General features: G+C 65.1%; 15 protein-coding genes. 6 read left to right on the top strand and 9 right to left on the bottom strand.

Annotated features, from left to right (window positions below; genetic code table 11):
- Position 1: 1 nt before the first annotated feature.
- Complete coding sequence (locus tag IEW58_RS06225) at positions 2-1,174, bottom strand: penicillin-binding protein activator (protein WP_188644334.1); 1,173 nt, start codon at positions 1,172-1,174, stop codon at positions 2-4.
- A 39-nt stretch (positions 1,175-1,213) separates the two neighbouring features.
- On the opposite strand from IEW58_RS06225, the gene rsmI reads away from it, so the two are divergent.
- The 4 genes from rsmI to IEW58_RS06205 are packed head-to-tail and all read left to right on the top strand — an operon-like array spanning position 1,214 to position 4,019.
- The gene (gene rsmI / locus IEW58_RS06220) at positions 1,214-2,071 is read left to right on the top strand and encodes a 16S rRNA (cytidine(1402)-2'-O)-methyltransferase (RefSeq protein ID WP_373284723.1); all 858 of its coding nucleotides are present in this window, start codon (positions 1,214-1,216) and stop codon (positions 2,069-2,071) included.
- Positions 2,068-2,418: a YraN family protein gene (locus IEW58_RS06215; protein ID WP_188644332.1), complete on the top strand. Its 351-nt coding sequence runs from the start codon at positions 2,068-2,070 to the stop codon at positions 2,416-2,418. The genes rsmI and IEW58_RS06215 overlap by 4 nt, the downstream gene beginning before the upstream one ends.
- Before the next feature lie 10 nt (positions 2,419-2,428).
- A complete protein-coding gene (gene gshB / locus IEW58_RS06210; RefSeq protein ID WP_188644331.1) occupies positions 2,429-3,382 on the top strand; it encodes a glutathione synthase in 954 nt (317 codons plus the stop codon).
- 31 nt (positions 3,383-3,413) lie between these two features.
- The gene (locus IEW58_RS06205) at positions 3,414-4,019 is read left to right on the top strand and encodes a DedA family protein (protein WP_188644330.1); all 606 of its coding nucleotides are present in this window, start codon (positions 3,414-3,416) and stop codon (positions 4,017-4,019) included.
- Here the strand turns inward: IEW58_RS06205 and IEW58_RS06200 are convergent.
- The 4 genes from IEW58_RS06200 to rph are packed head-to-tail and all read right to left on the bottom strand — an operon-like array spanning position 4,016 to position 7,449.
- Complete coding sequence (locus tag IEW58_RS06200; protein ID WP_188644329.1) at positions 4,016-4,906, bottom strand: tyrosine recombinase XerC; 891 nt, start codon at positions 4,904-4,906, stop codon at positions 4,016-4,018. The genes IEW58_RS06205 and IEW58_RS06200 overlap by 4 nt on opposite strands.
- Entirely contained in the window at positions 4,903-6,054 is a 1,152-nt protein-coding gene (gene hemW, locus IEW58_RS06195; protein WP_188644328.1) for a radical SAM family heme chaperone HemW, read from the bottom strand. The genes IEW58_RS06200 and hemW overlap by 4 nt, the downstream gene beginning before the upstream one ends.
- A gap of 55 nt (positions 6,055-6,109) precedes the next feature.
- Positions 6,110-6,736 (bottom strand): RdgB/HAM1 family non-canonical purine NTP pyrophosphatase, encoded by a 627-nt coding sequence (gene rdgB / locus IEW58_RS06190; protein ID WP_188644327.1) that lies wholly within the window; start codon positions 6,734-6,736, stop codon positions 6,110-6,112.
- The gene (gene rph, locus IEW58_RS06185; protein WP_188644326.1) at positions 6,733-7,449 is read right to left on the bottom strand and encodes a ribonuclease PH; all 717 of its coding nucleotides are present in this window, start codon (positions 7,447-7,449) and stop codon (positions 6,733-6,735) included. Before rph ends, rdgB begins: the two co-directional genes overlap by 4 nt.
- Positions 7,450-7,546: 97 nt before the next feature.
- Between rph and hrcA the strand changes: the two genes are divergently transcribed.
- Entirely contained in the window at positions 7,547-8,608 is a 1,062-nt protein-coding gene (gene hrcA, locus IEW58_RS06180; RefSeq protein WP_188644325.1) for a heat-inducible transcriptional repressor HrcA, read from the top strand.
- Positions 8,609-8,621: 13 nt separating this feature from the next.
- On the top strand, positions 8,622-9,206 hold the full coding sequence (locus tag IEW58_RS06175) for a nucleotide exchange factor GrpE (RefSeq protein ID WP_188644324.1): 585 nt from the start codon (positions 8,622-8,624) through the stop codon (positions 9,204-9,206).
- A 7-nt stretch (positions 9,207-9,213) separates the two neighbouring features.
- On the opposite strand, the gene IEW58_RS06170 is transcribed toward IEW58_RS06175, so the two are convergent.
- The 4 genes from IEW58_RS06170 to IEW58_RS06155 all read right to left on the bottom strand — a co-directional run bounded on the left by IEW58_RS06170 (position 9,214) and on the right by IEW58_RS06155 (position 12,443).
- Positions 9,214-10,176 (bottom strand): cation diffusion facilitator family transporter, encoded by a 963-nt coding sequence (locus IEW58_RS06170; RefSeq protein WP_188644323.1) that lies wholly within the window; start codon positions 10,174-10,176, stop codon positions 9,214-9,216.
- A gap of 41 nt (positions 10,177-10,217) precedes the next feature.
- On the bottom strand, positions 10,218-10,685 hold the full coding sequence (locus tag IEW58_RS06165) for a hypothetical protein (RefSeq protein WP_188644322.1): 468 nt from the start codon (positions 10,683-10,685) through the stop codon (positions 10,218-10,220).
- 38 nt (positions 10,686-10,723) lie between these two features.
- On the bottom strand, positions 10,724-11,884 hold the full coding sequence (locus IEW58_RS06160; RefSeq protein ID WP_188644321.1) for a PrnB family protein: 1,161 nt from the start codon (positions 11,882-11,884) through the stop codon (positions 10,724-10,726).
- 88 nt (positions 11,885-11,972) lie between these two features.
- A complete protein-coding gene (locus IEW58_RS06155) occupies positions 11,973-12,443 on the bottom strand; it encodes a vgr related protein (protein WP_188645692.1) in 471 nt (156 codons plus the stop codon).
- Between the last annotated feature and the right edge of the window lie 6 nt (positions 12,444-12,449).

Below are 12,449 nucleotides of genomic sequence, written 5' to 3'. Positions count from 1 at the left end.
GTTACTTCACGAACTGCGCGGGTGCCGGCTCGACGATCACGACCTGGCCGTTGCGCACCTCGCGCACTTCCATCGCCCGCTCGACGATGCCGTTGCGGCCGAAGCGGAACGCTCCGTCCAGCCCGAGAAATCCGCCTTCGTCGCGCAGGCGGGAAACGGGGAAGCTCTTGCCCGGTTTCCAGTCCCGCGCGATCCGCAGCGTCAGCAGGACAGCATCGTAGCCGAGCGTCGACAGGCGGTACGGCTGCGCGCCGAACCGCGTCTTGTAGCTATCCGAAAAGCGCTTGAACCGCGCGTCCGAAACGGCCGAGAACCATGCGCCCCTGAGTGCCGCGGTTCGGGTCACGTCGCTCTCGCCGCTCCACAATTCGGTGCCGAGCAGTTGGACCGAACCGGCCCCGCGGGGACGCAGCACTCCGGCGGCCTGTGCTGCCAGTCGCGAACCGTCCGCTATCAGTACGGTATCGTAGCCGCCGTGCTGGGCAAGCCGGGTCGCCGCGCTCACGATGGAGGTGTTGCCGCGCGCATAGGTCTCGATCCCCGCGACGGCACCGCCGTTTGTGACGACCGAGGCGCGGAAGGCTGCCGCTGCTCTCTGACCATACTCGCCTTCGGGAACGATAGCGGCGAAACGCGAGGATCCGCGCGCCCGGGCATAATCGACCGTGCGCTGGATCGATTGCTCGGGCGCCTGGCCCATCACGAAGACGTCCGGGCCTGCCACTGATGTGTCGTTGGAGAAAGTGATCAGGGGAACCTTGGCGGGGCGCGCTTCGGCAAGCACCTGGGAAACATCCTGTGACAACAGGGGCCCGAGAATGACCTGGTTGCCTTCAGTGACCGCACGCTGCGCCGCGCTGCGCGCGCCGCCGGCGGTATCGTAGGTGGTAATCCGCAGGTTGTCGGCGTTGGTATCCAATAGGGCCATTGTCGTGGCGTTGGCGATCGATTGGCCGACCGCGCCGTTGGGTCCCGACATGGGCACGAGCAGCGCGACGCGGTGGCGGGCGCTGTCGGTGGGAAGACCGGTCGGCGCTGGAGCCGGAGCAGGCGTGGGAACCGGTGCAGGTCCGCTCGTGCCCGGACCCATACCGGGGATGAGTTTGCATCCGGCAAGCAGCATCGCCCCGCCTACCACCATGAGCTTGCGCCGGTCGAAGGTACCCACGTTCATGCTTGCCGCTCCCCGCATCACTGGTTCATGAGGCCCGCCGTGTCCCACCAAACATCCGCGTCCCTGGTAAAATCGTTGCCTCCCGGCCTCTACATCGTGGCGACGCCGATTGGCAATCTCGGCGACATCACCCTTCGGGCGGCCGAGGTCCTGCGCAACTGCGACGCGGTTGCGTGCGAGGATACGCGCGTCACGGGCAAGCTGATGAGACATATCGGCGCCTCCAAGCCGCTGTGGCGCTATGACGATCACGCGGGGGAGGGCGACCGCGCCCGTCTCCTTGAAGCGCTTCACACGCGCGCCGTGGCTTTGGTGAGCGACGCCGGCACGCCGTTGGTGTCCGACCCGGGGTACCGCTTGGTCAGGGATGCGCGCGCTGCCGGCATCGCGGTGGTCACGATCCCGGGCCCATGCGCCGCCATCGCGGGCCTGACGGTATCGGGCCTGCCGAACGACCGTTTCCTGTTTGCCGGCTTCCTGCCGACCAAGGACAAGGCCCGTGCGGATGCGCTGACTGAATTGGCGGGCGTGCCCGCGACGTTGATCTTTTACGAGACCGCGCCCCGGCTCGCCAGGTCGCTCGCTGCTATCTCGAGCTCGCTGCCTGGCCGGGAGGTCTCGGTGGCCCGTGAGCTTACCAAATTGCACGAGGAATGCCGCGCGGGCACTCCCGAAGAACTGATCGAGCATTATGCCGCTCATCCGCCGAAGGGCGAGATCGTCCTGTTGATCGGTCCGCCGCTTGAGCGGCCGAGCGACGCGGCGGATGCCGAAGCACTGCTGGTCGAGGCGCTGGAGACATTGAAACCGTCCCAGGCAGCTGGCCAGGTGGCGAGGGCGACCGGACTCGATCGCAAGAAGCTATATGCCCGCGCGCTTGAACTGCGCGCCGAGTGAAGCGGCAGCGGGCAGAGCGCGAGGGCCGAAAGGGCGAGCTTGCCGCCGAGCTGTTCCTGCGCGCCAAGGGCTGGTCAATCCTGGCCCGCCGCCGCAAGACCAGGCTCGGCGAGATAGACCTGATCGCACGGCGGGCTGGAACGATCGCCTTCATCGAGGTGAAGTGGCGCAGAAACGCCGAAGACCTGGCTCTCGCAATCGACGAATACCGACTGCGCCGCGTGGCCGCGGCGGTGGAGGCGGTTGCTCACGAGTATGCGGACGAGGGGGAGGACATGCGCATCGACGTCATCCTCCTTGCGCCGGGACGGCTCCCGCATCACATCGTCAACGCCTGGCAGCCTTGAAGGAAAACGGATGAGCTTGCGCGTCGCGGTCCAGATGGATCCGCTTGAATCGATCAACATCGCCGGCGATTCGAGCTTCGCGCTCATGATGAGCGCGCAGGTGCGTGGGCACCGGGTGTTCCACTACGACGTCGGCAGCCTCACGCTCGATGCCGACGATCGCCTGATCGCCCGCGCTCGTCCGGTTCGGGTACAGCCGGTGGCAGGCGATCATTTCGAGGCCGGCGAAGCGCGGCGCATCGACCTTGGACTCGATATCGACGTGGTGCTGATGCGCCAGGACCCCCCGTTCGACATGGGGTATATCACCGCCACTCACCTGCTCGAACGGATCGAGCGCGAGACACTGGTGGTCAACAATCCGCGCAGCGTCCGCAATGCGCCTGAAAAGGTCATGGTGCTCGATTACCGCGAGTTCATGCCGCCCACCCTGGTCACCCGCTCGGTCGACGAGGTGCGCGCGTTCCAGAAGCAACACGGCGCAGTCGTAATCAAGCCGATCCATGGAAACGGCGGCAAGGCGATCTTCCGCGTGCCCGCCGAAGGCGACAACCTGTCGGCTCTGTTCGAGGTGTTCAACCAGACCTGGCCGGAACCGCACATGGTCCAGCCTTTCCTCCCGGAAGTCGCCACCGGGGACAAGCGCATCGTGCTGGTGGACGGCGAAGTGGCGGGGGCGATCAACCGCAAGCCGGGTGAGGGCGAGTTCCGCTCCAATCTCGCTGTCGGCGGTAGCGCGGAAGCGACCGGGCTTACTGACCGCGAGGAGGAAATCTGCGCGGCGATGGGCCCTCGCCTGAAAGAACTCGGCCTGATTTTCGTCGGCATCGACGTGATCGGCGGCCAGTGGCTGACGGAGATCAACGTGACCAGCCCGACGGGCATCGTGGCAATCGACCGCTTCAACGGCACCGACACGGCGGGCCGCATCTGGGATGCGATAGAGACGCGGCACGCGAGCTGAACCAACCGCGACACAAGCCGTTTAAGCGCCCATGCACAGCCTCATCATCGAAGCGATCGCGCGCGGAGGGTACTTCGGCATCTTCGTGCTGATGGCGCTTGAAAACATCTTCCCCCCGATCCCGTCCGAAGTGATCATGGGCATCGGCGGGGTGCTGGTCGCACGCGGCGAAATGGCGTTCTGGCCGCTGATGATCTGGGGCACACTCGGCACCGTGACGGGCAATTATGCCTGGTACTGGGTGGGCGACCGCTGGGGTTATGAGCGCACTCGACCTTTCATCGACCGCTGGGGCCGCTGGCTGACGATCGACTTCGAACACATGGAGGCCGCCTCACGCTTCTTCCAGAGCCATGGCCAGTGGGTGGTCTTCTTCCTCCGTTTCAGCCCGTTCATGCGAACCCTGATCTCGCTGCCCGCGGGTCTTGCGCACATGAAGCTTTGGCGTTTCCTGCTCTTCACCACTGCCGGATCCGCGATCTGGAATGCGCTGCTGATTTACGGCGGCACCGTGCTGGCGCGTTATCTCGCAGAGTATGAGACGATCATGGGCTGGGCCATCGCAGGCCTGATCGCCCTGGCGATAGCGGGATACATCTATCGCGTGGTCACGTGGAAGCCCCGCCAAGCCGACTAGCGGCCCCGGGGATGCGCGCTGCGATAGGTATCGAGCAAAGTAGCCGCATCGACTCTCGTATAAATCTGGGTCGAGCCGAGGCTGGCATGACCGAGAAGTTCCTGAAGCGATCGGAGGTCGGCCCCCGCGCCCAGAAGGTGCGTTGCAAAGCTGTGCCGAAGAGCATGCGGCGTGGCTGTGGCTGGCAAGCCAAGCGCGATGCGCGCCCGCGCCATCGCCTTCTGAACCATGCCCTGGCCTAGCGGCCCCCCCTTGGCGCCGCGAAAGACTGGCACCGTCTTCGTTACCGGCCATGGGCAGCGCGAGAGATAATCCTCGACCGAGGCGCGCACGATCGGGATCAGCGGGACGACGCGTTGCTTGCCGCCCTTGCCGGTCACTCGCAGCGTTTCGCCAAGCGGCAGGTCGGCACCTGTCAGCGACAGGGCTTCGGCAATCCGCAGGCCCGCGCCGTACATCAGGATCAGCACGGCCCGGTCGCGCGCGCCGATCCAGTCGTCGCTGGCGCTGCCACCGACCATTTCAGCGAGGTTGACCGCTTCGTCGGGCGTGACGGGGCGGGGGAGCCCTTTCTTGATACGCGGACCGCGGAGACGGGGAGCTACGGCATCGCGCCCCGTCTGACTGCGAGCGAATGCGACAAACCCTTTGAGCGCGGACAGCTCTCGCGCCGCCGACGCGTTGGAAAGTCCTTGGGACCTCCGCAGCGCCAGTTGCCGGCGTATCGTCTGTCCGTCGATGTCGGCGGCTTGCTCCCAACCCTCGATCCGGACGGCGGATAGCAGCCGATCGGCTGCCGCCAGATAGGCCCGGACCGTATGATGAGAACGCCTTCGGCCATCGCGCAAGTGATTGCCCCACGCCTCCAGCAGATCGGCGCTGGTCACGCGGCAACGAGCTCCCCGGGTACGAGCTCACCCAGAAGTGCATCGAGCAGCGGCATCCCCGAGTGTGTGACGGTGATGCGAGCGCCCTCGAACCGCACGAGCCCAAGCGATTGGTGGAAGCGCAGCCTTTCGCGGTCGATCAACTGGTTGGCAGGGATATGGAAGCGTTCCGATAACGCCGCAAGATCGACGCCTTCGGCGAGCCGCAGACCCATCAGCAATGCCTCGGCAGCCTGTTCGCTCACGGCGAGTGCTCGCTCCTCGGCGATTCCATTCCCGTGCCCTGCCACCGCGGCGAGCCAGTTCTCGGGTTTGCGGTGACGGACGGTGGCCCTGCCGCCGCGCCGGCCGTGAGCGCCTGGTCCGATCCCGGCGTAATCCTGATAGCGCCAGTAGGTCAGGTTGTGGCGGCTCTCATCGCCCGGGCGGGCATGGTTGGATATCTCGTAGGCGGGAAGCCCCGCGTCAGCGGTCAGTTCGCGAGTGAGCGCGAAAAGGTCCGCTGCCGGATCATCGTCGAGCGGGGTGAAAGCGCCGGTTCGCACGTCGGTTGCAAAGCGTGTGCCCGCCTCGATGGTGAGCTGGTACAGCGACAGGTGTCCGGCCCCCAGGTCTATCGCCCGCGACAGTTCCTCTCGCCAGCCCGCCATGGTCTGTCCGGGACGAGCATATATCAGGTCCGCGTTGACCCTCTCGAATACGCGAGTAGCGGTCCTGAAAGCCTCCAGTCCCTCGGCGACATCGTGGAGCCGGCCAAGAAACTTGAGCGCCTCGTCGTCAAGCGACTGCAGCCCAAGCGAGACGCGGTTGACCCCGGCCGCGGCGAGGCCCGCGAAGCGCTCCGCCTCGACCGAGGACGGGTTGGCCTCGAGCGTGATCTCGATGCCGGGCGCGAAGCCCCATAGCCGTTCCGCCTCGGCCAGCAGCACCGCCACCAGGGCGGGTGGCATCAGGCTCGGGGTTCCACCGCCGAAGAAGATCGAGGCTAAAGGCTCTCCGCCTGCCAGCCTGGCTTCGTGCCGCATGTCGGCGATTAGCGCTTCCTGCCAGGCAGCGTGATCGACGCTGGCGCGCACGTGACTGTTGAAGTCGCAATAAGGACATTTGCGCGCGCAGAAGGGCCAGTGGATGTAGAGTGCGCGCGCCATCGGTGTTCCTTAGCGGCTCGCGGGCGTCCGCCATACCCCCTGTCGGCAGGGATCCCTAGCCGAACTGTTCGGCGACGAGCCTGGCGAAGGCATCCGCGCGGTGGCTGATGCGGTGTTTCTCTTCTGGGTCGAGCTCGGCGAAAGTCACATCGCGCCCCTCCGGGACGAATACCGGGTCGTAGCCGAACCCCAGTGTGCCGCGCGGCGGCCAAGTGAGCGTGCCATCCACGCGTCCTTCGTACAAGGCGCTCTCGCCATCCGGCCAGGCGATGGCGAGGACGCAAGTGAACCACGCATCGCGCGGCGCGTCGGATCCCTGGGCCTGCAGCATTCCTTCGACCTTGCCCATCGCCATGTACCAGTCGCGCCCCGGATCGCCCTCGAACCACTGACGCTCCGCCCAGTCGGCGGTATACACGCCGGGCCGTCCGTCGAGCGCCGTGACCGACAGGCCGCTATCATCCGCCAGGGCGGTGAGGCCCGATGCCTCGGCCGCCGCGCGCGCCTTTATCATCGCGTTCTGGGCAAAAGTCGTCCCGGTTTCCGCCGGCTCGGGGAGGCCCAGCGAGCCGGCGGAAATGCACTTCACGCCGTAGGGAGCGAGAAGCGCGCCGATTTCCTTCAGCTTGCCGGCATTGTGCGTCGCGATCACCAGCGTGCCCGAGCCGATGCGGCGGATCATCTGCGAGTCGCTTCTTCCTGCGCCTTGAAGATCCGGGCGCAGCCGATCTGTGCGAGCCGGAGGAGGCGCAGAAGACCTTCCTCGTCGTATGTCGCGCCTTCGGCGGTCGCCTGCACCTCGGCAATGCGGCCACCTTCGATCAGCACAAAATTTGCATCGGCATCGGCGGAGCTGTCTTCCACGTAATCCAGGTCGAGCACCGGGGTGCCCTGGTGAATGCCGCAACTGATCGCCGCGATCTTCGCGTCGATCGGGTCTTCGGTGAGCGCGCCCTTCTTCATGAGGGTATCGACCGCCAGCCGCAGCGCGACCCAGGCGCCGCTGATCGATGCCGTGCGCGTGCCGCCATCGGCCTGGATCACATCGCAATCGAGCACGATCTGCCGTTCGCCGAGCTTGTTCAGGTTGACTACGGAACGAAGCGAGCGGCCGATCAGGCGCTGGATTTCCTGCGTGCGCCCGCTCTGCTTGCCCTTGGCCGCTTCACGCTGGCCGCGGGTGTGCGTGGCGCGCGGAAGCATCGAATATTCGGCCGTGACCCAACCCTGGCCCTTGCCACGCAGAAAGGGCGGCACCCGTTCCTCGACGCTGGCGGTGCAGATCACCTTGGTATCGCCAAAGCTGACGAGGCACGAACCTTCGGCATGCATCGTGAACCCGGTGTCGATGGTGATGGCGCGCATTTCGTCCGGCGCGCGGCCTGAAGGTCGCATTCTGATTCCTTTGCTGGGTAGGCGAGCGCGTTAGTCCCTCCGCGCCCGTGCCTGCAAGGCTTGTGGGAACGGGCTCATGCCCTAGATTGCAGCCACGATGTCCAGTCCTCCCGTTTCAGAATTGACTTCGAGAGCGCGTGACATCTTTCGTCTGGTGGTGGAGGGCTACCTTGCCAGCGGCCAGCCCGTCGGATCGAAGACACTCGCGAGTGAGCGCGGGCTGAACCTTTCGCCAGCGTCGATTCGCTCGGTGCTGGCGGAGCTGGAGGGGCTTGGCCTGCTCGCCGCCCCGCATACCAGCGCGGGGAGGATGCCCACCGAAACCGGCCTGCGGCTGTTCGTGGATGGCATGATGCAGGTGGCTGAGCCGAGCGCGCAGGAGCGCCGCGCGATCGAGAAGAGGCTCGCAGCCCCGGGCCCCATCGAGGCAGCGCTCGAGGCGACCAGCGCGCTGCTGTCCGACATTTCAGGTGCGGCGGGGATGGTCATGGTGCCTCCGCGCGAGCCGCGCCTTGCGCAGCTTACCCTCGTCCCTCTTGGTGGCCCCCGCGCGCTCGCTGTGCTGGTGGGAGAGGACGGGGGCGTCGAGAACCGGGTGATCGAACTTGACGCGCCAGCAAGTGCCGCCGCGCTCGAACAGGCGGGGAACTTCATCACCGCCCGTCTGGCAGGCCGAACGCTTGCCGAGGCAGCCGCCGCGATGCGCGCGGACCTTGCGCAAGGCCGCTCGCAGCTCGATCAGGCCAGTCGCGATCTCGTGGAGCGCGGGCTTGCAGTCTGGAGCGAGGATGCGGCCCGCCGGCCCGTGCTGATCGTCCGCGGGGCAGCCAACCTGCTCGACGAGGCGGCGCTGGCAGATATCGACCGCGTTCGCCAACTACTGGACGAGCTGGAGAGCAAGCAGGAAGTTACCGGACTGCTCGATGCCGCCCGCGAGGCACAGGCCACCCGCATATTCATCGGCAGCGAGAACCGCCTGTTCGCGCTGTCGGGTTCCTCGGTCATCGCCTCGCCGTATCGCGATCGCGAGGGCAGGGTGGTCGGCGTGGTCGGGGTCATCGGTCCCACGCGGTTGAATTACGCGCGTGTTGTCCCCATGGTGGATTTCACCGCGCAGACGCTCTCTAGACTGGGGGCGCTGGGCAAACGCATCGGATGAGCGACAAAAACCAATGATCGAAGACGGAAAGCAGGCGGCTGACGAGGCCGTGGCGAAGGAACTCGACGGCGTGCCGGCCGACATGATCGACGAGGCGCAGGACGCCGCTGTGAACGAGAGCGGGGATTTCTCCGAAGCGCTAGCGGCGCTGAAGAACGATCTCGAATCGGCGAAACAGGAAACCCTCTACGCCAAGGCCGAAACGCAGAACGTGCGCCGGCGGATGGAAAAGGACGTCGCCGACGCGCGCGCTTATGCAGCCACCGCTTTCGCCCGTGACATCCTGTCGGTCTATGACAACCTCGTCCGCGCAATCGAGGCGATCCCCGCCGACCTGCACGATGATCCCCGCATGAAGGCGCTCGTCACGGGCATCGAGGCGACCCAGCGCGAGGTGGAAAAGGTTTTTGCCCAGCACGGTATCAGCCGTATCGCTTCGATGGGCCTTCCGCTCGATCCCAATCAGCACCAGGCGATGCTGGAAGTGCCGAGCGACACGGCAGAGCCCGGGACAGTGGTGCAGGAGATGCAGTCGGGCTGGATGATCAAGGATCGGCTCCTGCGCCCCTCGATGGTGGCGGTGGCGAAGAAGCCTTAAGGCTAGTCTAGAAGTCCGCGGTCGCGGCAGGGAACTGGAGCGCAGCGCGCTCCTCCACTGCCGCGACGCGCGACTGGGGCCGGATGAACAGGCGGCGCACCTCGGGATAGCGTGCCTTCACTTTCGCCTCGATCGAGTCGGCCGCCTTCTCGACCTCGCTCAGCGGCAGGTCATCCTGGAAATCGAGGCTGATCGTCGCGATGACATCCTCGGGCGACATGTGCACCGTGATCACTTCGTTGACGAGGCACACGCCCATCGTGCCTTTCGCGACCTCGGCCAGGTAGCGCTGCACCTCAGGCCGCGCGCGCTCGCCAATTAAGAGCTTCTTGGATTCGCTCGCGAGCATGATTGCCACCCCGATCAGCAGAATGCCGATCACGATCGACCCAATCCCGTCCCACACCGGGTTTCCGGTCCAAACTGCCAATCCGATGAAGACGGCTGCGACGACCAGGCCCGCCAGCGCGGCGCTGTCCTCCATCAGGACGACGAAGATTGCCGGGTCCTTGCTGTCGCGCAGGGCCCGCCAATAACCCACGGCGGGGTCCTTCGTCTGCCTGAACTCGCGCACAGCGATGTAGAGCGAGGATCCTTCGAAGACGAACGCCAGGCCGAGCACGACGAAGTTGATCCACGGTTTCTCGATCTGCTCGGGAGACTGGATGTGGACAATGCCTTCGTAAACGGAAGCGCCTGCGCCGGTGGTGAAGATGAGCAACGCCACCACGAAAGCCCAGAAATAGAGCTCTCGTCCGTGTCCGAGCGGGTGCTTTTCGTCCGGCGGCATCTCCGACCGGTTGCGTCCGTAAAGCAAGAGACCCTGGTTGCAGGTATCGACCAGCGAGTGGATGCCTTCGGTCAGCATTGCGGAACTGCCGGCGATCGCCGCTGCGGCGAACTTGGTTACCGCGATCGCGAGATTACCCGCGAGCGCGGCGTAGAGAACGAGCTTGCTGCCGGATGCCATGGCCTCCCAATGCGCGAAGGCCTGTAGTGGGTCCGGGTCGCCTATCCCTGCGTTGCAGGCGGCTCGATGCTGACGGATATCTTAATCTTCTTAAGCTCGTCTGCGATGGCATTCATCCGGTCGGTGCTGCGCTGGATCTCATCAAGTGTGAGCATCAGGCCATAGCGCCCTATTTTCGAGCTTTTCTGGACGTTGGCGAACATCGCCGTAACGACGCCGTCGATGGACATGACGGACATCCTGCCATGGACGACATCGCACCGAAGCGGCTGGAAATCGCGGATTTCCAGCACGAGCGCATCGATCCGCTTTTTCGCGCTCTTCGCATATTGCGGACCTGCAGCGACCTTTAGGAGTGACGCGAGATTGTCTCCCATCGTCGTCTTCTCAGGAAGGGAGAATGCCTGGAGGCGGGCGCGGACTGCCGAGTCGGCCGCATTGTAGGCATCGACGAACTTGCTACGGGCAATGTGCAGTTCGAATACAACGGCAGGGACGATCGCGCTCATGCGATATCGCTAGGCGAAAATCCCTGCCGAATACTAAATCAGACCAACTGCGCCCGGTTCTCGTCGCGGTGCTTCTTGAGGTACTTCATGAACGGCGTGCCGCCGGTGCCAACATCGGGGTCATTGCCCGGGATCTTGCCAGCCTGTTTGTTGATGTAGCTCGCCGCGTACTCGAGGTGGCGGGTACGGAAGCGCGCAGTCTGTTCGAGGCAGGCGTTGAATGCGTCTTTCAGCGATTGCACACCCGACTGGCTCACGAACTCGCGCAGCGTCGATTGCGCGCCGACATCCTCGATGAAGCGGCGATGCGGCACCGGGCGATAATGGTGGAGCTCGTCGAGGAAGGACTTCAGCGGATCGTCAGAGTGGCCGACCTGAAACAGCGCGTCCATCGTAGGGACGATGCTGGATTGCGAACCGGTCTGTCCACGATAAGCCTGCGGACGGCCCTCGAAACGATCGATGCCATCGTAGACCAGTCCTTCGCCCAGAGCGGGATTGTTCGCCCAGCCGTGGATATAGGGCCGCACCCGATTGAAGTAGATGTAGGGATCGCAGCGTTCGCCCATGCGGGCAAAGTGCGCGTAGATCCGTTCCCATGCCTCGTGCATCTCGATGAGCAGGCGCTCGGCTTCGACTTCGTCACCCTGTTTCGCGACCGTGATCAGTCGGGCCGCATTGTCGAGCAGTACGCCGGCCTCTGCCTCGATCGCGACGTGGATCATCACGAACCAGTTCTCGTCGTCGCCGCCGAGAAAGTTCTGCACCATGTAGATGTTGTCGAGGGTGATGGGCCCCGACTTGTCGAGCCGCGACCAGTTGTCGAGCACATAGGCGGAGTATGGCAGCAGCGGAGCCTGGCCCAGCCGGTCGGCGATCGCCACCATCGGCCGGGCCAGATTTGCTGGCAGACGTGCCGGAGGGGCAAGCTCGCCCCAGACATAGGCCTGGACCAGGAAGCTGTAGTGCACCATCGCGGTGCGGACTTCTTCCTCGGCCGCTTCGCGTGCCCACTCTTCGAGGCCCGGGTCGGCGAGCTGATCGAGCCAGTGACGCACCCGGCCGGTGGACAGCAGGCCGGAAAGATTGCCCGCGGCCTGCTTCACCTCGGCGAAAAGCGAGGGGAGGGCGATCTCGTCGATCTCATAATGCGAAAGGAAGCCGCGTTCCCGCGACATGCCATAATCGGAAAGCTCCATTTGTGGGACCATTCGGCCGGGCGCGGGTTGGGCCGCCCGGAACGCTCGAAGTGGTATCAAGCGCAACCGGTTGCCTCAAGCCGTAGCGTCAACCTGTCCCCGGGAAGCGCACCAACAAGTCGTAGGCCCCGGGATCGGCGACCCCTGCGATCTGCACGCCATTGCGGAGCCAGAACGCGTGCTTCACGATCTGCGCCTGCTGTTCGATGCCATAGCGTTCCAGGCTCCAGCCGGGCTTCAGGCTGTAATCGTAGCGGCAGAACGGGTGGCGGTGGAGCAGCAGGTACCATTCGCCGCGGGCTTGCGTCTGCCACACATGCGTCATCTCGTGGATGAAGAGGCCCTGCGCAATCCGTCCGGCGGCGGAGAAATCGTCGCAGTAGGCTTTGCCGCGCGGGTGAAAGTGCAGGTGCCCGCGCGGCGCCATCGTCGTGTGTCGCGGTTGGAAAGGAAAGAACTTGCGGCGCCTGATGGTCACCCGCGCATAGTCTATGGCAGTACCGAAAACGCTGCGCGCAAGCGCCGTCTCGCCCTCGGTCAAACGTCGTTCGCCGCCGATTGCGCA

Origin of the sequence: Tsuneonella deserti (assembly GCF_014644315.1) — a bacterium.
Taxonomy (GTDB): Bacteria; Pseudomonadota; Alphaproteobacteria; order Sphingomonadales; family Sphingomonadaceae; genus Tsuneonella; species Tsuneonella deserti.
This window is presented reverse-complemented; position numbering and strand designations above follow the sequence as displayed.

Coding starts and splice junctions, on each gene's coding strand:
- IEW58_RS06225 (WP_188644334.1), bottom strand. CDS start 1,174: ATGAACGTGGGTACCTTCGACCGGCGCAAGCTCATGGTGGTAGGCGGG.
- gshB (WP_188644331.1), top strand. CDS start 2,429: ATGAGCTTGCGCGTCGCGGTCCAGATGGATCCGCTTGAATCGATCAAC.
- IEW58_RS06205 (WP_188644330.1), top strand. CDS start 3,414: ATGCACAGCCTCATCATCGAAGCGATCGCGCGCGGAGGGTACTTCGGC.
- hemW (WP_188644328.1), bottom strand. CDS start 6,054: ATGGCGCGCGCACTCTACATCCACTGGCCCTTCTGCGCGCGCAAATGT.
- rdgB (WP_188644327.1), bottom strand. CDS start 6,736: ATGATCCGCCGCATCGGCTCGGGCACGCTGGTGATCGCGACGCACAAT.
- rph (WP_188644326.1), bottom strand. CDS start 7,449: ATGCGACCTTCAGGCCGCGCGCCGGACGAAATGCGCGCCATCACCATC.
- hrcA (WP_188644325.1), top strand. CDS start 7,547: ATGTCCAGTCCTCCCGTTTCAGAATTGACTTCGAGAGCGCGTGACATC.
- IEW58_RS06175 (WP_188644324.1), top strand. CDS start 8,622: ATGATCGAAGACGGAAAGCAGGCGGCTGACGAGGCCGTGGCGAAGGAA.
- IEW58_RS06170 (WP_188644323.1), bottom strand. CDS start 10,176: ATGGCATCCGGCAGCAAGCTCGTTCTCTACGCCGCGCTCGCGGGTAAT.
- IEW58_RS06165 (WP_188644322.1), bottom strand. CDS start 10,685: ATGAGCGCGATCGTCCCTGCCGTTGTATTCGAACTGCACATTGCCCGT.
- IEW58_RS06160 (WP_188644321.1), bottom strand. CDS start 11,884: ATGGAGCTTTCCGATTATGGCATGTCGCGGGAACGCGGCTTCCTTTCG.